This window comes from Longispora fulva (genome assembly GCF_015751905.1).
Taxonomy (GTDB): Bacteria; Actinomycetota; Actinomycetes; order Mycobacteriales; family Micromonosporaceae; genus Longispora; species Longispora fulva.
Genome location: NZ_JADOUF010000001.1, coordinates 2,284,849 through 2,303,512, shown reverse-complemented (window position 1 = coordinate 2,303,512; position 18,664 = coordinate 2,284,849). Strand labels below are relative to the sequence as shown.

The window sequence follows — 18,664 nt, the reverse complement described above, 5'->3', positions numbered from 1 at the left end:
TCCGGCACACATGAGGTCTTCATGACACGGGTGATGGTCGTCGAGGACGACGAGAATCTGCGGGTCGCCGTATCCGCGCTCCTGCGGGCGGAGGGTCTGGTGGTCGACGTGGCCGGGGACCTCGCGACCGCGTCCGCCGCGGCCACCGGCGCGCGGTACGACTGCGTGGTGTTCGACCGGATGCTGCCGGACGGCGACGCGGTCGACCTCGTGCACCGGCTGCGGCAGCGCGGCTGGGACACCCCGGTCCTGTTCCTCACCGCCCGCAACTCGCTCGCCGATCGGATGGCCGGATTCGAGCACGGCGGCGACGACTACCTGGACAAGCCTTTCGCGGTGGCCGAGTTGACGGAGCGGGTGGTCAACCTGTGCCGCACCGCGGGGCAGCCCACGGTGCTCAGCCACGCGGACCTGGTGCTGGACCGGGCCCGGCGGCAGGTGCGCCGGGCCGGGGTGCTGCTCACTCTGACGCACAAGGAGTTCGCGGTGCTCGAGCATCTGCTCACCAACGTCGAGCGGCTTGTCGACCGGTCCGAGCTGATCGAGCACTGCTGGGACACCAGCACCGATCCCATGTCGAACGTGGTCGATGTCACCGTGCGCCGCATACGCCGCAAACTTCACGAACCAGAGATCATCCACACGGTACGCGGCCTCGGGTACCGGCTGGGGGCGGCATGACCGGCTCGTCCTCGGCCGACCGGCTACGACGGCTGCGCTGGGTCCTGACCGCGCTGTTCACGGTGATGAACGCGGTCGGACTGATCGGCTTCGCCTGGTTCGAGATCGGCCGCGACGGTGAACGCGCTGTGGCCCGCACCGACGCCGAACTGCACCGGGTCACCTCCTCGATCAGCCGGCTGGTCGGCTTCGACGGCACCATCGACCTGAGCCTGGTCACCGCGGACGTGCTCAACGAGTCCTGCCCGCAGTTCGCGATCCTGCCGGGCGGGGCCCCCGCGTTCAAGGCGCACGTGTCGCGGCACGTGTGCGTGCCCATGGACATCGGGGTGCTCAACGGCATGGCCACCGAGGCGGTCCGCACCGGCCGGACCGCGGTCGGCTACCAGCGCGGAGTGCACGGCGAGCTGGTCCGGGTCCGGGTGGAGCCACTGCTGGACCGGACGGGCCGCAACTACATCGGCGCGGTGGTCGCGGTCGCCGACACCCGCCCCGAACAGGAACGCCACGACCAGCTGGTCCTGCTCGTCTGTGCCGGCTGCCTGCTGCTGATCGGCGGGCTCGGCGTGGCCGGCTACCTGCTGTCCGGCCGGGCGATCCGGCCCGCCGCGGCCGCACTGCAACAGCAGGAGATCCTGCTCGCCGAGACCGCGCACGACCTTCGTACCCCGGTCGCGGCGCTGCGCGCCCTCGCCGAGACCGCCCTGGCGCACCCGACCGAACGCGCCGACCTGCTGCCCCGCACCGTCCGGCTCGCGGCCAGGATGGGTGGCATCATCGACGACCTGCTGGTACGGGCCCGGCTCGCCGCCGGGGTCGAGCAGCTCACGATCCAGCCGGTCTGGCTGGACCAGCTCGTCGCCGGAGTGGTGGACGGCAGCCCGACCGAGGGCGCACAGGTGACGGTGACCGCCGCGCCGACCAAGGTGGACGCCGACCCCGCCCTGCTGCAACGCGCGATCGGCAACCTGCTCGACAACGCGGTCCGCTACGGCCGACAGCCAGGCTCCGCCGCCATCGTGCACATCACCGTCGCCGGTGGCACGGTCACGGTCGCCGACCACGGGCCGGGCATCGACCCGGCGGCGGCGGGGGAGGCGTTCGACCGGTTCAGCAGCACCGGCGGCTCCTCCGGGCTGGGGCTGTCGATCGTGCGCTGGGTGGCAGAGGCGCACGGCGGCCGGCTGTCGGTGTACAACGCCGACGAGGGCGGCGCAATCTTCGAGCTGACGCTGCCGGTCAGCGGACGGTGACCTGCTGCCAGGGCGGCAGGCTCACCCAGTCGCCGTCGAGTTGGTAGGCGAGGAAATAGCTGTACTCTCCCGGCTTGTCCAGCACCAGCTCCACGGTGAACTCCCGCTCGGCCGGGCCCAGCGCCACGTCCGTCAACGGCGGGAAGTCGGCGTAGCCGCCGGTCTCGGCGCGCATCCGCACCGCCAGCCTGCGCAACGTCACGCTCCGGTCCGCGCTGACCGTGATCCTGGCCCGGATCACCCGGCCCACCGCCGGCGTCGCCGGTTCCAGAGTCACCCGGCCCGCGATGACCAGGTCGCCGCGCGGCCCGACAGGCAGGAGCTCCGGCCCGCCGCACCGGGCCACCAGCACGGCGACCGCGAGCACGACGACCGCCGCCAGGAGGTAGCGCCAGCGTCGTGTCATCGAAACCTCACCCTCTCGCCGGGAAGCTGGGATGTCCCAGGGGCATGAGGAGGCATCGTAGTGCGAATCGGGCGCATCGTAGGTATCCCGCAGGTCATGGGCTGGCAACTCGCGGCTGTCGCTGTCGTGCTGGCGGTGGGCCGGCCGTGGCCCACGGCCGTCGGGGTCGCTCTCGCGGCGGTGGCCGCCGTCGTGGTCACGTCGGCGCGGATCCGGGGCCGGTTCCTGTACGCCTGGGCACCGGCCGCCGCGAGTTTCCTGTTCCGGGCCCGCACCCGTGATCTCGGGGTTCCCGCCGTGGCCGGCCGCGAACTGCTGTACCTCCTGGCCCCGGAGGCCACCGGCGGCGCCGAGGACGACATCTGCATGCTCAGCCTGCGTACCGGGATGACGGCCGTGCTCCGCCCCACCGGTCCGGTGCCCGAGCCCGCCGCCCTGCTGCCCCCGGACAGCGGCCAGCCGCTCATGGTCCAGGTCGTGTACCACGTCGGCGGTGACCGGCCACCCAGGAGCTGGATCGCCCTGCACACACCGCGCACCGTGGACAGTCACGCCGACCCGGAGGTGCGCACGGCCCTGGCCAACGCGGTCCGGCGGGTCAGCCGGCAACTCCGCCGAGCCGGCGTGCCCGCCCGTGGCCTGCCGGAGCACGAACTACTCGGCACCCTGGCGGCCCTTGCCCACGTCAACGGGGGCCGGGGCCGGATCCGAGAGGAATGGGGGCACTGGTCGAGCGGGACAGTGGCGCAGGCGACGTACCACCTGGGGGAGTGGGCCGACCTGCCCGGACCGGCCGGGGCGCGCCTGACCCAGCGACTGCTGACGGCCGTGCCGCAGGCCGCGGTGACGATCGCGGTCATCGCCCGGCGGGACGGCTCATCGACGGCGACCCTGCGCGCCGCCGCGCCGACCCGGGGCGACCTGGAGCGCGCCGTCCTGACCCTGACCCGGGTCGCCCAGGCCGAGGGCATCGTCCTGACCCCGCACGACGGCCGGCATCTGCGCGCCCTGGCCAGCACTCTTCCACTCGGGATTTGATCCGCCCCGGCGGGAGCGGTCACAGATCGCTCAACGGCGCACCTGATAGCGCACGTGAAGCACCCGGTTGCCCTGCATCACCACGTCAGGATCCTCCAGCAGGTGCTGCGCGTGGACCGACCCGAAGTAGCGCTTGCCGGACCCGAACACGACGGGTACGACGTCCATCCGCACCTCGTCGACCAGGCCCGCGGCGAGCACCTGGCCACCGACGTCACCGGCGGCGACCTCGACCGTGCGGTCACCCGCGAGCTCCTGCGCCTTGGCCATGGCCGCCTCGACCCCGTCGACGAAGTGAAACGGCGCCTCGGGGTCCCAGCCCTCAGGCGCCGGCCGGTGCGTCACGACGACCACGTGGTCGATCCCGCCCGGAGGCTTCCCGTCCCAGCCGTCCGTCATGTCGAACACGTGCCGGCCGACGAGTGTCGCCCCGATCTGGTCCCAGTACGGCCGGGTGTAGTCGTAGGACGTCCGCGACACCTTCAGCACGCCGCTCTCGTCCAACGGGACGTCACCGCTGGTCAACCAGTCAAACAGCGGTCCGGGCTGGTCATTGTCGTCCGCGACGAAGCCGTCCACGGACACCGAGCTGTACATGACCACCTTGCCCACGGGGCTCTCCTCTGCTGACGGGTGCCCCAAAATTAGCGTGTCGTGAGCCGTCGCCGGGGCGGGTAGCCGAACTCCGACGCGCGGGTCGGCATGGTGGCCACGCAGCCGTCGGCGTACCCGGCCCTGGCCGCGCGGTGGTGTTTGAACTCGGCTGCGGCCGGTGGCCAACGCGTCGGGCGGCCCCGCGCTGACGCGGAGCCGCCCATCCGTCCCGCCCTACCGGATCGGGTCGCTTTCCACCGTCCAGCCGTAGAGCCCGATGGTGTCCTTGGCCAGGACGTGTCCGGAGTTGTCGAGGATCAGTTGGACTCCGGCGTTGGTCGCGACGGCGGCGACCACCGCGTCGCTCTCCACGGTCCAGTCGTACAACCCGATGCTCTTCTTGGCCAGGACCTTCCCTGCGCCGTCGCGGATCAGCTGGGTGCCGTCGTTGCCGACCGCGATCGCGGTGATCCCCGGATCGGACTCCACCGTCCAGCCGTAGAGGCCGATCCCCTGCTTCGCGAGCACCGAGCCACCGGTGGTGAGGATTACCTGCACGCCACCGTTGGTGGCGATCGCCGTGACCCCCGGGTCGCTCTCCACGGTCCAGTCGTACAGGCCGATGCCCTGCTTGGCCAGGACCGTGCCGTCGGTGGTGAGAATCATCTGGGTGCCGTCGGATCCGACCGCGATCGCCTTGACCACGGCGTCGGTCTCCTGTGTCCAGCCGTACAGGCCGACGCCCTTCTTCGCCCAGACCGTCCCGCTTGCGTCGAGGATCAGCTGGGTCCCGTCGCCGCCGACCGCGATCGCGGTGATCCCCGGGTCGGACTCGACGGTCCAGCCGTAGAGCCCGATGCCCGTCTTGGCCAGCACCGTGCCGTCGGCGGTGAGGATCATCTGCACCCCGCCGCTGGTCGCGATCGCCTTCACCCCCGGGTCGGTCTCCACGGTCCAGCCGTAGAGGCCGATGCCCTGCTTGGCCAGGACCGTGCCCCCGGAGGTGAGGATCATCTGGGTGCCGTCGGACCCGACGGCGATCGGCGAGGACGTGATCGCGTTGAACCGGTACAGGTCATAGTCACGCATCAACTTCGTGACCTTGCCCGGGTAGGCCGGGTCGGTGGCGTAGCCGGCCTTCCACACCTCGTAGATGAACCGGTCCGGGTCGGTGGTGTACTTGAACGCGTTGGCGTAGCGGGCCGACTCCCGCAGGAGCTTGCCGTGGTCGCGGAACGAGTCCTCCATGGAGGCGTAGCTCCGGAAGCTGGCGGTCACTGTATGGCAGGGCGCCGGCACGCACTCCTCGGTCGGGTACGGACGGCACCCGACCGCGATCGGACCCGGGTCGTTCGCGGTGGCGCACTTGATCCCGAAGTAGTTCTTGTCCCGGACGCTGAGATTGCTCTGGCCCCAGCTGGACTCCAGGATCGCCTGCGCGACGGTGACGGACGCGGGCACCTGGTATTCGACCTGGCCGCGTTGCGCCGCCGGGCCCGCCACGGCGATGAAGTCGGTCTGGGTGGACGCCCGGGCCGGGGCGTCCACCGCGCTGGCACCGGCGACGCCGATCAGCGTGAGGCACAGTGCGGCCAGTGCGGTGCGTGCCCGCGACGCGCGTCGCCGGAAGATCAACTGATGCATGTCTGGTTCATTCCTCTGGTCTGATGTCGTGAACGAGGAGCCGGCGGATCAGCTGATCGGGTCGCTTTCGAGGGTCCAGCCGTAGAGGCCGATGGCCTGCTTGGCCGAAACATGTCCGGAGTTGTCGAGGATCAGCTGGACTCCGGCGTTGGTCGCGACGGCGGCGACGACGGCGTCGGTCTCGAGGGTCCAGCCATACAGGCCGATGGTGCTCTTCGCCAGGGCCTGGCCCGAACCATCCCGGATCAGCTGGGTGCCGTCGCTGCCGACCGCGATCGCGGTGATCCCCGGGTCGCTCTCCACCGTCCAGCCGTACAGCCCGATGCCCTGCTTCGCCAGGACGGTGCCGTCGGCCGCCAGGGCCACCTGCACTCCGCCGTTGGTGGCGATGGACTTGACCACGGCGTCGGACTCGACCGTCCAGCCGTAGAGGCCGATGCCCTGCTTGGCCAGCACCGTGCCGTCGGCGGCGAGGATCATCTGGGTTCCGTCGGTGCCGACCGCGATGGCCTTGACCACGGCGTCGGTCTCCTGGGTCCAGCCGTACAGGCCGACGCCCTTCTTCGCCCACACCGTTCCGCTGGCGTCGAGGATCAGCTGCGTCCCGTCCCCGCCGACCGCGATCGCGGTGATCCCGGGGTCACTCTCCACCGTCCAGCCGTACAGGCCGATCCCTTCCTTCGCGAGCACTGTGCCGTCGGCCGTGAGGATCAGCTGCACCCCGCCGTTGGTCGCGATCGCCTTCACCCCCGGGTCGGTCTCGACCGTCCAGCCGTAGAGGCCGACGCCCTGCTTGGCCAGGACCGTGCCTCCGGAGGTGAGGATCATCTGGGTACCGTCGGACCCGACCGCGATCGGCGTTGACTTCACCGGCGGCGGTGACGAGGGAATACCCGCCGGGCTGGTGTAGCCGACGACGCGCCCGGCGGACGGGGTGACCCGGTACTCGGTCACCCGGTTGGCGCTCCAGTTGCCGGTGCCTTGGTTCCCGCCGATCTCGGTGAGGTCGTTGACCGAGCGGACCGCCTGGACGAGCGCGACGTGGCTGATGCCGGTCCCGTTGTAGTCGAACATGATGGCGTCGCCGAGCTGCGGCACGTATCCGTCACCCAGCGGATGCCAGGTGCCGTTGTTGATGCCGTACGTCCTGAAACTGGCCGCCATGGGGTTGAGCCCGGTGACGTTGACCCCGTTCTGCGCCCACACCCACTTGGCGAAGTCCGCGCACCAGTCCTCACCGCAACTGGAGTAGTAGCTGGGACTGCACGGACCGTGACCTAACTGGCCCCGTGCCGTGTCGACGATGCCCGACCGGGTGTCGGCCATCGCGGGGGCGGCGGACATCGCGGTGATCCCGGCACTCGCGGCCAGGATCAGCAGCGCACCGGCGATTCGCCGGCCGAGCCCGCTCTTCGACGAAACTCTCACGGTTTGTCGTCCTTTCACAGTGCGGTCGGAATCCTGTCGTTTACCGGCGATCCACTAGACGACCGGCCGGCTACGCTCGAACGGGACGTAGCCTGTCGGACCGGACTTGTACGGATCTTGAAAACCGGCCACGAGCTGGCACTATGGGCTGTTGCCCGCCGGGGGAGGGTGAGCTGGGCATGGAGTTCGGGGTGCTCGGGGAGATCGAGGCACGCAGCCACGGTCAGCGGATCGACATCGGCCACATCCGCCAGCAGTGCGTGCTGGCCGTCCTCCTCGTCGAGGCCAACCACCCCGTTCCGAGGGGCACGCTGGCCGACCGGGTCTGGGGCCAGGCCCGACCGCGGAGCGTGGACGGCTCGCTGTACAGCTACCTCTCCCGGCTACGCCGGGCACTGCAGGTCACCGGCGTGGACATCGAACGCCGACCGGGCGGGTACGTGCTGACCGCCGACCCCGTGACCGTCGACATGCACCACTTCCGCCGGCTGGTCGACGAGGCCCGCGCGGCGGTCGGCGACGAACGGGCCCTGCACCTGTTCGACACGGCCCTGAGGCTGTGGCGGGGCCAGGCCTTCGGGAATCTGGACACCCCCTGGCTGGGCGAGGTCCGCGACACCCTGGACCGGGAGCGGCTGGCGGCGGAGCTGGACCGCGACGATCTGCGGCTGCGGACCGGTCAGCACTCCACGATGCTCGCCGAGTTGCATGAGCGGGCCGTCGCGCATCCGCTGGACGAGCGGGTCGCCGGCCAACTCATGCTCGCGTTGTACCGCAGTGGCCGGCAGGCCGACGCGCTCGAGCAGTACGACCGCACCCGCCGCCTCCTGGCCACCGAGCTGGGCAGCGACCCCGGCCAGCCGCTACGGGCCCTGCACCTGCGGATCCTCAACGCCCACCCGGATCTCCTGGCCGCCCCGGCAGCCCCGGCAGTTCCGCGCCAGTTGCCGGCCGACAGCGCGCAGTTCATCGGCCGCGCAGCCGACCTCGACCGGCTCGACGCGACACTCGGCGGCGGGCCGGTGCTGATCTCCGGCCCACCCGGAGCCGGCAAGACCGCGCTCGCCGTGCACTGGGCCCACCGCCACGCGGCGCTGTACCCGCACGGACAGCTGTACGTGAACCTCAACGGCTACGCGCCGAGCGCGCCCCTGGACCCCGGTCACGTGCTGGCGGCGTTCCTGCGGGCGTTGGGCGTGCCGCCGGAGGCGGTACCCGCGGACCGGGAGGAGGCCGCAGCGCTGTACCGGTCGCTGTTGGCCGACCGGCGGATCCTGGTCGTACTCGACAACGCCCGCACCGCCGAGCAGGTCCGCGCGCTCCTCCCCGCCGGCCCCGGCTGCCTGGCCCTCATCACCAGCCGCGATCCCCTCGCGGGCCTGCTGGCCCGAGACGGCGCCCAGGTCGTGGCCATCGACATGTTGGCCCCCGACGAGGCGGTCGCGCTGCTGGCCCGGACAGTGCCGCCCGCGCGGGCCGCCGCCGAGCCCCTGGCGCTGACCGAGCTGGCCCGTCGGTGCGCCTACCTCCCGCTGGCGCTACGGATCGCGGCCGCGAACCTGACCAGTCAGCCCCGGCGTTCGATCAGCGGGTACGTGGCCGAGCTCGACCGGGGCGGTCGGCTCGCGGCACTGACGGCCGACGGTGACGAGATGTACGCGGTCCGGGCCGCCTACACGCTGTCCTACCGGGCGCTGAGCCCCACCGCGCGAATCCTGTTCGCGCTGCTCGGAGCCGTCTCTCTCGCCGAGGTGTCCGCAGGGGCCGCGTCGGCGCTGCTCGACGTGTCACCGCCGGACGCCGCACGGGTGCTCGCCGAGCTCGCGGACGCGCACCTGCTCCAGCGGACGGCTGCCGACCGGTACACCTTCCATGATCTTCTCCGGGAACTGGCCGTCGAGTGCGCGGCGGGCCCGGTCCCCGATCACCGGGCGGCGGCCGACCGGGTCCTGCGCTGGTACCTGCACACCGCGCACCGCGCCTACCTCCTGCTCTACCCGCCGGGGCGGCAGAGCCCCCCGGACCCGGCCCAGACGCCCGCCCACCTGCCCGACCTCGTCGACTACGACGGGGCGCTCGCATGGTGCGAGGCCGAGCGCGCCAACTTCCTGACCGTGATGGACACCGCCGCCGCGCACGCCCGGCCCGACCTCGTCAGCCAGCTCGCCAACGCGCTGATCAGCTACTACGACGTCACCAAGCACTGGGACGACTGGCTGCGCAGCGGCCGGCTCGGCGCGGACGCGGCCGGCCGCCTCGGCGCGCACGGCCTGCGGGCCCGGCTCCTGAACTTCATGGGCGTCGCCCACGGCCAGCGCGACGAGCTCGACCAGGCGGTCGCGCATCACGAGCGGGCGTTGGCCATCTGTCGGGAGATCGACGACCCGGAGCTGGAGGGGGTGACCCTGACCAGCCTGGGCGTCACCTATGACGAGCTGGGTCGGCGTGAGGAGGCCGTAACCGCGCACCTGGAGGCCGTCCGGATCCGCGGCGAGCTCGGCGACACCGACGGCGAGAGCATGTCACTGTCCAATCTGGGCCACACCTATCACCGGATGGGGAAGCACGCCCAGGCCATCGAGTGCATGTTGGCCGCCCTCCCGGTCCAGAGGCGGCTCAACAGCCTGCAAACGGTGGGCGATATCCTGCACGGCCTGGGTGAGGTGCACCACGAGCTCGGCCGGCACGCCGAGGCGATCGACTACTTCGAACAAGGGCTGCAGGCCGCCCGGGCCGTTCAGCACCGCTGGGGGGTGGCGCTGCTGCTCGACGGCCTTGGCCGGGCTCTCCACGCCACGGGGCAGTCCCACCGCGCGCACGCCTGTTGGGCGGAGGCCGTCGACCTGTGGACCGGGTTGAACCCGAAGGGCACCGCGCACATGTTCGACCGCCGGGCCACCTGCTGCACCGGGACCGGGGCGTGACGGGCGACCGCGCCGGCACACCGCGGATGGCTTCTTGAACCAGCGCCCTCAGAGCGTAGTACGTAGATATCTGTCCCGTTGTTGGGGTTTGTTTCGGTCAGGTTGAGTAAGGCTCGGGTCGTTTGCGGTGTCTGGGCGGGCTTTGCGGCGTCAGATGCGGCCGGTCTCGTGGGCCCACATGGCGACCTCGACGCGGTTTCGGGCACCGAGCTTTCGCATGAGGCTGGCGAGGTGCGCTTTGACGGTGCTCGGGGTGATGTAGAGCTCGCTGGCGATCTCATTGTTGGTGCGGCCCTGGGCCACAGGCACGAGGACTTCCTCCTCGCGGGCGGTGAGCGGTTCTATCGGCCGCCTCGGTGGTGAGGTCCGTGCGTGGGCGAACGCTGCGAGCAGTCGGACAGTCACGCTGGGTGCGATCAGTGCGTTTCCGTCGGCGGCGGCGTTGATGGCCTGGGTCAGCAGGGCGGGTCCGGCGTCCTTGAGCAGGAACCCGCGGGCGCCGGCCTTGAGCGCCCCGTGGACATACTCGTCGAGGTCGAAGGTGGTGATGACCACGATCGGCAGGGGGTCGGTGACGTCGGGGCCGGCGAGGCGTCGGGTGGCTTCGATGCCGTCCATCAGCGGCATTCGGATGTCGAACAGGCCGACGTCGGGGCGCAGCTGGAGGGCCAGGCGGACCGCCTCGCGCCCGTCGGCGGCCGCGCCGACCACTTCGATGTCGGGCTGGGCGTCGAGCAGCATCGTCAGCCCGCTGCGCACGATGGGCTGATCGTCGGCGATGAGGACCCGGATGCTCATCGTGGCGTCCCGGTTCGGGGCAGGACCGCCTCTACCCGCCAGCCCCGCTCGGCGGCGGGACCTGCGTGGAAGGTGCCGCCGAGCAGTGAGGCGCGTTCCCGCATACCCACCAGGCCGTAGCCTGCCGGGGCACGGCCGCCAGCGGCGGAGCCGTCGTCGTCGATGGTCAGCCGTACCCGGTCGGCGTCGCCTGTGACGGCGACGGTGACCCGGGTCGCGTGGCGGGCGTGCCGGCGAGCGTTGGTGATGGACTCCTGGGCCAGGCGGTAGATCGCGGCCCCGACCGCCGGGCTGAGGTCGTCGAACTCGCCGAACAGCGTCACCTCGACGCGGGGACGCGTATGGCCATCGGTGGCGAGCTGCTCGACCTCGGCCACGCCGGGCTGCGGCCCGAACTCGGTGTCCTGTGAGGCGCGGAGCACGCCGACGATGGCGCGCAGCTCGGTGAGGGTGCGGGTCGCCGCGTCCTCGATGATGGCGAAGGCCTCGATGGCACGCTCGGGGTGGGAGACCGCGATGGCACGTCCGGCTTGGGCCTGGATGGCGATGCCCGAGACGTGGTGGGCGACGGTGTCGTGGAGCTCGCGAGCGAGCAGTTCGCGTTCGCGGGCCTTGGCCTGGTCGATGTCGCGGAGGCGGATCCTCGTGCGATAGCGGATCGCGGCGCCGAGCGCGGCGGCGAACAGGAAGAACGCGTATCCTGCGACGGCCTCCGCAGGGCTGGTGGGGTCGGCGCCGTGGGTGGTGATGATGGCCAGCCAGAGCAGGATGACGGCGAGTCCGCTTGCGGCTTCCCGACCGGAGCCCCACCGGAACAGGGCGTAGGCCAGGATCAGCACCGCGATGCTGCTGTTGAGCATGGCGCCTTGCGACCCGGTGAGGATTCTGACGATGTCGACGATCGTCAACGTGCCGATGGAGACCGCGACCGCGACGAGCGGGTGCGTGCGTCGCCACAGCAGGGGGCCGACGACCGCGAGCGCGGCGATGAGCAGCAGCGGGAGCGGCGCCAGGTCCTTGCGAAGCACCACTTCCAGCACCGACCAACCGATCAGTGCCGCGACCAGGGCCCAGTCCCGTGGCCCCCGGTCCGGGGCATTCGTGGGTCGAGGTTCGGCCCACAGCGAGCGGAGTGCGTTGGTGGCCATCTGAGCAGCGTAGGCAGCCCGCGTGATCAGCGTATCCGCCAAAAGTACAAGAGGTCGGCTGTGCCAGCGACCAGGTCGATTCAGGTTCCGGGGCTAATGTGCCCGCCGCCGGCATCGGTGAAGGTGGAAGCACCCACCTGATCACGCCGAGGAGCATTGTGATGAGAACGCCTCAATCCCACACCGCACTGGAGAATGCGCCGTCCCAGAGCACGCTGGAGGATCTGCGCATGCCCGTGAAGGCCAAGCTCGCAGCGGCATGGACCAGCTTCATGTTCCTCTACATCTACGTCGACTACCTCGCCCTGTACAAGCCCGGCTTCATCGACGTCATCCGGGCCGGCACCGTCCAAGAGTTCCACACCGGCCCCACCTTCGTCGGCATGGCGCTCACGCTCATCGCCATCCCGGGTCTCATGATCATGCTCTCCGTGACACTGCCCGCCCGTGTCAACCGCACCATCAACCTCGTGGTCGCGACGCTCTACATCCCCGTCTCGGTGTTCAACGCGGCAGGGGAGACTTCGACCTACGCCTACTTCTACGGCATCTCCATCGGACTTGAGGTGCTGCTCCTGGCCTTCATCCTGCGCTCCGCCTGGACCTGGCCACGCCGCACCGCATAACCGGCGACCCTGGCAGCCAGCCTCGACATCGAGCCACTCCGCACGCCGCAGCGGGCGTGACTGCCCGCCCGGCGTCCGACCATCCTTCGCTCGCGCCACCCGCGGGCACGCTGGCGGTGGCGGAGCACTCCGCGAGCTGACCGGGACACTCCGCCGGCGGAGCGGCGTCACTCCGCCCGCCCGGCTGGGCGGCCGGCCGCGGCGCGGTCACGGTGCCCGTCTCGCACCGGTCCGCGGAGCCGCACGAGAGCCAGACTGCCGGCGACGCGCAGCCCACTGGACCATCGATGATCTTGGAAGTATGGATTCGGTTTGCTTGTGGGGACAGGTATTTCTTAGACATGTCTCACAGTCCGTCGTGGACGAAGTTGATCAAGGATGGAGGTGTTCTCAGTCACCCTCTACCTGGGAGTACGAAGATCATGCGCAAGCTCGCCACCGGGCTGTTCACGGCGCTGACCGCGACCGTGGCCACCCTGTCCATGACGGCCGGGTCCGCCACCGCGGCCACCACGTGGACCATCAACCCGACCTGTTCGACGGTGACCGGCCCCGGCGCCCTCACCTACACCACCGACGACGGCGCCACGCTGCACGCGACCACCGGCACGCCCGTCCCCACGACGTACACCCACGGGCTCGTCGCCCTCGACACCGCCAACACCCTGCTCGCGGTCCAGGTGCAGACGACAGGCGGCACCACCACCCGGACCGTCTACCGGTCCACCGACGCCGGCTGCTCATGGGCCTCCATCGGCACCCTGCCCGGGGGCTGGACGCTTCGGACCACTGCGGCCAAGGGCGGCCGTGCCTACGTGTGGACGCCGGGCGGGGACAGTGGCTTCGTCCTGGTCGACGGCACGACCCTGACCACGAACACCGACCCGACCATCGCGGAGCCCGCCCCGGCCGACGGCCTGCCCGGCCTGATCGGCGTCGGGGTGGACCCGGCCAACGGCCTGCACGTGTACGCCGCGCGCCGCGACGGCCAGATCTTCGAGTCGACCACGGGCGGCGCGAGCTGGACGAAGCGGGGCGGCCTGTTCCCGGTGGACCACTACGGCTCGGCCACCACGGGCTACCAGGTCGCCTTCGACCCGACCAACCCGCTGCACGCGGTGGCCGGCACGATGCAGGAGGGCGTCATCGCGACGTTCAACGGCGGCGTGACCTGGACGAAGATCGCCTATGACGAGACGACCCACCCGAACAGCAGGTACGGCGTGAACGCCTTCGCCGTCGCCATCTCCCCGGCCGACCCCAACGTGGTCTACGTCCAGAGCCTGGACCTGAGCCAGGCCACGGCCGACGGTGACGAGGGCAAGCAGATCCGGCGCTCCACCGACGGCGGCCTGACCTTCGGGCCGGCCATCGTGCACCACGTCGCGGGGAACATCATGCTCCAGAACGGCACCCCGATGTTCCCGAGCCCGGCCGACGCCGGGGTCCTGTACTTCTCCTACGGCACCAGCTACCAGAACTACGGCAACGACCTCTTCCGGTACTCCGTGGCCACCGGCACGCTGACCCGCCAGCACGACAAGTTCCACGGCCTCAACGCCGTGGCGTTCAACCCGACGAACCCCGCCACCCTGTACCTCGGCCTCGCGGTCGAGGGCGGCGGCCTGTAGTACACCCGGTCCGGGGCGGGGTGCCACCCGCCCACTGACCTCCGGCACGCGCCGACCGCCGACCAGTGACCCGGCGCGACGGCGATGCTGAACCGACCCGGTCCGCGCGGCGACGCTCGCCCGGACCGGGTCGTGCCGCGGGTGGTGGCGGCTCCTGGACCGGTCGTGTCGTGTCGAACGGGCAACCGCCCGGTCAGACCCGGAGGTCCACCGGGTCCGAACTGGCCCGGATCGCCGCCGCCGGGTGCGCCACGCGGCTACCGTGGCCGGGTGCGCATCCCCTCCGCCGTCGCGGTCCCGGCCGCTGTCGTGGTCTCCCTGGCCGGCCTGTATGTGCACAACGTCAACGACCTGCCCGGCCAGACGGCGACCAGCCCCGAGACGCTGTACCCGGCCCTGGTCGCGCTGGGCCTGCTGGCCGCGTGGTGGTGGGGACCCCGGCCGTTGACCACCTACTGTCTCGCCGGCTGGGGGTGGATCCACCTGGTCGGCGGCGCGCTCAGTGTCCTGCCGCTGCCGGTGCTGCCGTTCGAGCCCGAGCAGACCGTGCGGCACTACGCGTTCCACGTCGGGTACGCCCTCGCCCAGCTGCCCCTGATCGTCCTGACGATCCGGGAACTGCGCGCCAGGCCCTAGCTGTGGTGCCCGGCCCGGCCAGGGACTCCCGTCGGCCCGGCGTCCGCCCCGCCCGGACCTCCCGCAGGGCCGGCGTCCGTGCGCCAGCCGCGGCCGATCATCCGCAGCAGCGCCGGGTACACCCCCACGTACCGGAACGGTTTGATGGCGGCCATGTACAGCGCGCCGAACAGCCCGTTCGGTTTCATGAGGACGGCCATCTGGCCCCGGTAGCCCACGGCGCCGTCCGGCACCCAGCCGATGTGCATCACCGTGTGCACGGTGCGGTTGGCCATCTCGGCCACCCATTCGTCGTGCGTCTGGTACACGGAGGTGAACGGCACCGCCGTCAGGTCGGGTCCCCGGGTGCCGTCCCGCAGGTCCGCTGGCAGGCGCTCCCGCAGCGTCGGGACCCGGGTGCCTATTCCCGTGCCGGGCCGGTCCCAACCGAGCAGCGCCCCGAGTTTCCAGCGGATCGCGAAGAGGGCCCGGGGGACCGGCGCGGAGATCGGTCGTCCCTTCCCGGCGCCGTGACCCGTCGCGAACTGGCGCACCAGCCGGGCCAGGTCGTCGGGACCGCCCGGCGTCGGCAGCGCCCAGACGTCCTCGACCTGGAAGTCGGGGGCGACCTCGTGGATGCGCCAGGGGCGGGAGGTGTGTTCGGTGGTGGGGAGTCTCATGCGCGTGCCCCGATCTATACGATGGCGTATGAATCGAGGCTAGCGCCATCTATACGGCACTGTATAGATAGCCGAGGACGTGAGGGGAGACACACGATGGCCGTGGCCCGCACCCCGCGCGGCACCTGGATCGACGAGGGACTGCGCGCGCTCGCGGCCGGTGGCCCGGAGGCCGTGAGGATCGAGACCCTGGCCCAGGCGCTCGGCGTCAGCAAGGGCGGCTTCTACGGGTACTTCGCCAGCCGGGAGGCGCTGCTCGCCGAGATGCTCGACCGGTGGGAACGCGACGTCACGGAGGCGGTGATCGACGAGGTCGACAGCGGCGGGGGAGACGGCAGGGCCCGGCTGGAGCGGCTGTTCGCCATCGTGGCCACATCCGGCGACGGATCCGTGCGGGGCACCACCGTCGACCTGGCGATCCGCGAGTGGGCCCGGCGTGACGAGACCGTCGCCGAGCGGCTCAGGCGGGTCGACAATCGGCGGATGGCGTACCTGCGCACCCTGTTCGCGTCCTTCTGCCCCGACCCGGACGACGTCGAGGTGCGCTGCATGGTCACGTTCTCGGTGCGGATCGGCACCCACTTCATCGCCGCCGACCACGACGGGCGCAGCCGACCGGAGGTGCTGGCGCTGACCAGGAAGTGGCTGCTGCGTTAGGGCCCGGCCGGTGACGTCCCGCGCCCTGTCAGCTCACGCCAGGTGGTGGCCGAACGAGTTGACGGTGTCCGTGACCTGGGTTCACCGCACGTAGTTGTGGCCGCCTCGACGCCCGGTGGGCGTGGCCGTCGGAACCGGTCCACTGGACGCGTGGATCCAGCGCGTGTGTCCGACCGCCGGGGATCGAGATTAACTGTGGCAGGTTGCTGACGGTTCGCACCGCGTGGGCGGGTCCGGCGAGGACGATCTGCGCATGGCAGGACAACTGAGGCGGGCGAGCGGCGTGCGGGCCCCGGCAAACAGCCTCCGGCGACGGCTCCGGTCGACGGCGGACCCGCGTCCGGAGGGGAAACGGGGCTGGTTCGGCGGAGCGGTGTGGCGGGCGGCGGGTGCGGTCACGGTCGCCGTCGCGGCCCTGACCTGGAGCATCTACAAAGTCCCCGTAGGGGATCGGCTGTCCGCTGGCGCGCCGGTCGGGATCACTTTCGCCGGTCAGAACGGGCCGCAGGACACTGGGCAGGTCTGGGCCTTCCAGGACCGGATCGACCTGACCGGCATCGCACCGGGCGAACTCGACGCGCTGGCCGCGACCCGCGTCAGCGCCCCGCTCGGCCGGACGACGATCCGGTTCGCGGTGGAGGGCAACCGGGAGAGCACGGTGATCGTCACGGACCTGCGGGCCACTGTGCTCGACCGTGGCCCCAGCTACGACGGGACGTGTGTCCGGCTGCCCCTGCAGGGCGAGACCTCCACAGTGGCGATGGCTGTGCTGGTCGACGAGGCCCAACCCCGCGCTAGGACCCTCGACCCGAAACTCAACAGCCTCGGCGACCCGTACTTCGACGCCCGGACGCTGACCCTGCAACGCGGTGAGCGGGCCGCAGTCGTGGTCACCGTATTCGCGGCGACGGGGCTGGCGCGTTTCACACTGTCGCTGGAGGTGTCGGTCAACGGCGCGCTGCGCCGGCTGGAGGTGACCGACAACGGGAGACCTTTCACGCTTTCCGGCGTACCCGACAGGTGCGCCACGACGTTCGGCGGCACGCGAACGCTCCAGCCGGTCGCCGCCAATGAAATCGACCTCGCCGGCGTCCGGGTCGGGCGGCGGGGATGACGACCGCGAGGCGGGTGTCAGTCGCGCTGTACGCCGTCGCGTTGTTGATCGCCGCCGTGACGATCGTGATCGTGCTGCACGGCCGGGCTCCCGGCCCGGGGCCCGGCCCGGGGCCCGGCCCGAGGCCCGGCTCTGCGCCTGGCCCCGGGTTCCCCGCCGACCCGTGCACGATCCTCACCCTCGAGCAGGTGGACACGCTCGCCGGGATCGACGCCGGCTCCCCGTTCCGGCAATGGCCGGTGGAGGTCGCCGACGACCGGGGGATGTTCCGGATCACCTTCGCCGACGGCGACGGGCCGTCCTGGTTCGGGGAGCCGACCGGCTGCGAGTACGGCCAGATCATCCAGCCCGCCGGTCCGGCCGGTGGCATGCTCGAATGGGAGGTCTCCTGGGTGTACGGGAAGGTGCCGGTCGACGTCTGGCCGGCCGACAAGCGCCGGCTCGCCGACGGGGGCCGGGACGTGCCGGCCGACGGGCACCCGCCGGTGTGTCGGCCCGTGGACGCGCCGACCACGCGACTGCTCGGCGGGCGCGACGCCGTCTCGTGCGCCGGAGCGGGGCTGCTCGTCGACGACGGCGGCACGCTGCACCAGTTCGCAGTGCGGCGGTTCAAGAACAGCGCCTGGCCATTCCTGGCCGACCAGGCCGCCGATGACACCTACTCGGCGGCCCGCGAACTGGACCTGGCCAAGATCGTTTTTGCGCGGATCCGCGCCGGCGACTTCACCCGCCCACACCCGACCTCGGAATCCCCGACCGGCCACGCCATCTACCGGCGCGACCGGCGGCACGTCTACCCCGAACCAGAGAACGCGGTGCCGTCGCCTCTCCCCGACCCGACCTACGGGGAGTTCGACGTCGCAGAGAACGACAAGTCCCCTCTGACCGCGAGTACGCACCTGCCGCAGCGCTACACCGACGTCGACGGGCGTCGCTTCATGCTGCGCGGCTCCAACACGATCCCCTGCCCGGCCGGCCACGAAGCGGGCGCGTACAACGACAACCTGCGCCTCAACAAGTGCGGCACGACTCTTTCCGGCAGCTACGTGGACGAGGCCGGCAAGTACCTGGTCTCGGTGTGGATCGTGCCCACCGGCAGCTTGTACATCGCGGGGTCGCTCGCCCGCGACGCCATGGCGGACACCGACTTCGACGGCTGGAACTTCGTCTGCCCCGCCTCCGGCGCCGGCTCGGGCCTGTGCGCGCGAGGGGCCGACACGTCACGTGCGGTGACGGTGAAAGTCGCAGAGGCCAACCACCGGTACCTGATCGTGGCCAGGTCCATCTCCCTCGACCTGGCCGAGGACTTCGATCGGCTGTTCCTACCTCTTTTCTGGGCCGCGCAGGGTGCGGCCTGGAGATCCGGGCCGATCGACGGCCGGCGAATGAGGGACTGATCCCAGGACCGTCGGGGAGAGTCGGGCGAA

Annotated in this window: 17 protein-coding genes; 10 read left to right on the top strand and 7 right to left on the bottom strand. The window is 71.2% G+C overall.

Features of this window, described 5'->3' with window-relative positions; translation table 11 throughout:
- The first annotated feature begins 21 nt into the window (after positions 1-21).
- Together IW245_RS10150 and IW245_RS10145 are read left to right on the top strand one after the other, a co-directional pair.
- Positions 22-681 carry a response regulator transcription factor gene (locus tag IW245_RS10150; protein WP_197002921.1) on the top strand — a complete coding sequence of 220 codons (660 nt, stop codon included), beginning with the start codon at positions 22-24 and terminating at the stop codon, positions 679-681.
- Positions 678-1,934, top strand: a complete 1,257-nt coding sequence (locus tag IW245_RS10145) for a sensor histidine kinase (protein WP_197002920.1) — start codon at positions 678-680, stop codon at positions 1,932-1,934. Before IW245_RS10150 ends, IW245_RS10145 begins: the two co-directional genes overlap by 4 nt.
- Here the strand turns inward: IW245_RS10145 and IW245_RS10140 are convergent.
- Positions 1,921-2,340: a hypothetical protein gene (locus tag IW245_RS10140; RefSeq protein ID WP_197002919.1), complete on the bottom strand. Its 420-nt coding sequence runs from the start codon at positions 2,338-2,340 to the stop codon at positions 1,921-1,923. The two genes, IW245_RS10145 and IW245_RS10140, sit on opposite strands and share 14 nt — an antisense overlap.
- Before the next feature lie 96 nt (positions 2,341-2,436).
- Between IW245_RS10140 and IW245_RS10135 the strand changes: the two genes are divergently transcribed.
- Entirely contained in the window at positions 2,437-3,378 is a 942-nt protein-coding gene (locus IW245_RS10135; RefSeq protein ID WP_197002918.1) for a type VII secretion protein EccE, read from the top strand.
- 30 nt (positions 3,379-3,408) lie between these two features.
- On the opposite strand, the gene IW245_RS10130 is transcribed toward IW245_RS10135, so the two are convergent.
- The 3 genes from IW245_RS10130 to IW245_RS10120 all read right to left on the bottom strand — a co-directional run bounded on the left by IW245_RS10130 (position 3,409) and on the right by IW245_RS10120 (position 7,044).
- Positions 3,409-3,990 carry a dihydrofolate reductase family protein gene (locus IW245_RS10130; RefSeq protein ID WP_197002917.1) on the bottom strand — a complete coding sequence of 194 codons (582 nt, stop codon included), beginning with the start codon at positions 3,988-3,990 and terminating at the stop codon, positions 3,409-3,411.
- Between the two features lie 216 nt (positions 3,991-4,206).
- Positions 4,207-5,616, bottom strand: a complete 1,410-nt coding sequence (gene gsmA / locus IW245_RS10125) for a sporangiospore maturation cell wall hydrolase GsmA (RefSeq protein WP_197002916.1) — start codon at positions 5,614-5,616, stop codon at positions 4,207-4,209.
- Positions 5,617-5,664: 48 nt separating this feature from the next.
- Positions 5,665-7,044 (bottom strand): CHAP domain-containing protein, encoded by a 1,380-nt coding sequence (locus IW245_RS10120; RefSeq protein WP_197002915.1) that lies wholly within the window; start codon positions 7,042-7,044, stop codon positions 5,665-5,667.
- A gap of 179 nt (positions 7,045-7,223) precedes the next feature.
- On the opposite strand from IW245_RS10120, the gene IW245_RS10115 reads away from it, so the two are divergent.
- Complete coding sequence (locus tag IW245_RS10115; protein WP_197002914.1) at positions 7,224-9,968, top strand: AfsR/SARP family transcriptional regulator; 2,745 nt, start codon at positions 7,224-7,226, stop codon at positions 9,966-9,968.
- A gap of 150 nt (positions 9,969-10,118) precedes the next feature.
- Here IW245_RS10115 and IW245_RS10110 read toward each other — a convergent pair whose 3' ends face one another.
- The gene (locus IW245_RS10110; protein ID WP_197002913.1) at positions 10,119-10,766 is read right to left on the bottom strand and encodes a response regulator; all 648 of its coding nucleotides are present in this window, start codon (positions 10,764-10,766) and stop codon (positions 10,119-10,121) included.
- Complete coding sequence (locus IW245_RS10105; protein ID WP_197002912.1) at positions 10,763-11,914, bottom strand: sensor histidine kinase; 1,152 nt, start codon at positions 11,912-11,914, stop codon at positions 10,763-10,765. The genes IW245_RS10110 and IW245_RS10105 overlap by 4 nt, the downstream gene beginning before the upstream one ends.
- Before the next feature lie 161 nt (positions 11,915-12,075).
- On the opposite strand from IW245_RS10105, the gene IW245_RS10100 reads away from it, so the two are divergent.
- The 3 genes from IW245_RS10100 to IW245_RS10090 all read left to right on the top strand — a co-directional run bounded on the left by IW245_RS10100 (position 12,076) and on the right by IW245_RS10090 (position 14,807).
- The gene (locus IW245_RS10100; RefSeq protein WP_231398743.1) at positions 12,076-12,540 is read left to right on the top strand and encodes a DUF6326 family protein; all 465 of its coding nucleotides are present in this window, start codon (positions 12,076-12,078) and stop codon (positions 12,538-12,540) included.
- A 422-nt stretch (positions 12,541-12,962) separates the two neighbouring features.
- Entirely contained in the window at positions 12,963-14,171 is a 1,209-nt protein-coding gene (locus IW245_RS10095; RefSeq protein ID WP_197002911.1) for a WD40/YVTN/BNR-like repeat-containing protein, read from the top strand.
- Between the two features lie 270 nt (positions 14,172-14,441).
- Positions 14,442-14,807 (top strand): hypothetical protein, encoded by a 366-nt coding sequence (locus IW245_RS10090; protein ID WP_197002910.1) that lies wholly within the window; start codon positions 14,442-14,444, stop codon positions 14,805-14,807.
- Here IW245_RS10090 and IW245_RS10085 read toward each other — a convergent pair.
- Positions 14,804-15,466 carry a DUF2867 domain-containing protein gene (locus tag IW245_RS10085; protein ID WP_197002909.1) on the bottom strand — a complete coding sequence of 221 codons (663 nt, stop codon included), beginning with the start codon at positions 15,464-15,466 and terminating at the stop codon, positions 14,804-14,806. The two genes, IW245_RS10090 and IW245_RS10085, sit on opposite strands and share 4 nt — an antisense overlap.
- A gap of 96 nt (positions 15,467-15,562) precedes the next feature.
- On the opposite strand from IW245_RS10085, the gene IW245_RS10080 reads away from it, so the two are divergent.
- The 3 genes from IW245_RS10080 (at position 15,563) to IW245_RS10070 (ending at position 18,634) form a co-directional block, all read left to right on the top strand.
- Positions 15,563-16,123 carry a TetR/AcrR family transcriptional regulator gene (locus IW245_RS10080; protein WP_197002908.1) on the top strand — a complete coding sequence of 187 codons (561 nt, stop codon included), beginning with the start codon at positions 15,563-15,565 and terminating at the stop codon, positions 16,121-16,123.
- A 253-nt stretch (positions 16,124-16,376) separates the two neighbouring features.
- Positions 16,377-17,237 carry a hypothetical protein gene (locus IW245_RS10075; RefSeq protein WP_197002907.1) on the top strand — a complete coding sequence of 287 codons (861 nt, stop codon included), beginning with the start codon at positions 16,377-16,379 and terminating at the stop codon, positions 17,235-17,237.
- Entirely contained in the window at positions 17,234-18,634 is a 1,401-nt protein-coding gene (locus tag IW245_RS10070; protein ID WP_197002906.1) for a hypothetical protein, read from the top strand. The genes IW245_RS10075 and IW245_RS10070 overlap by 4 nt, the downstream gene beginning before the upstream one ends.
- Positions 18,635-18,664: the final 30 nt, after the last annotated feature.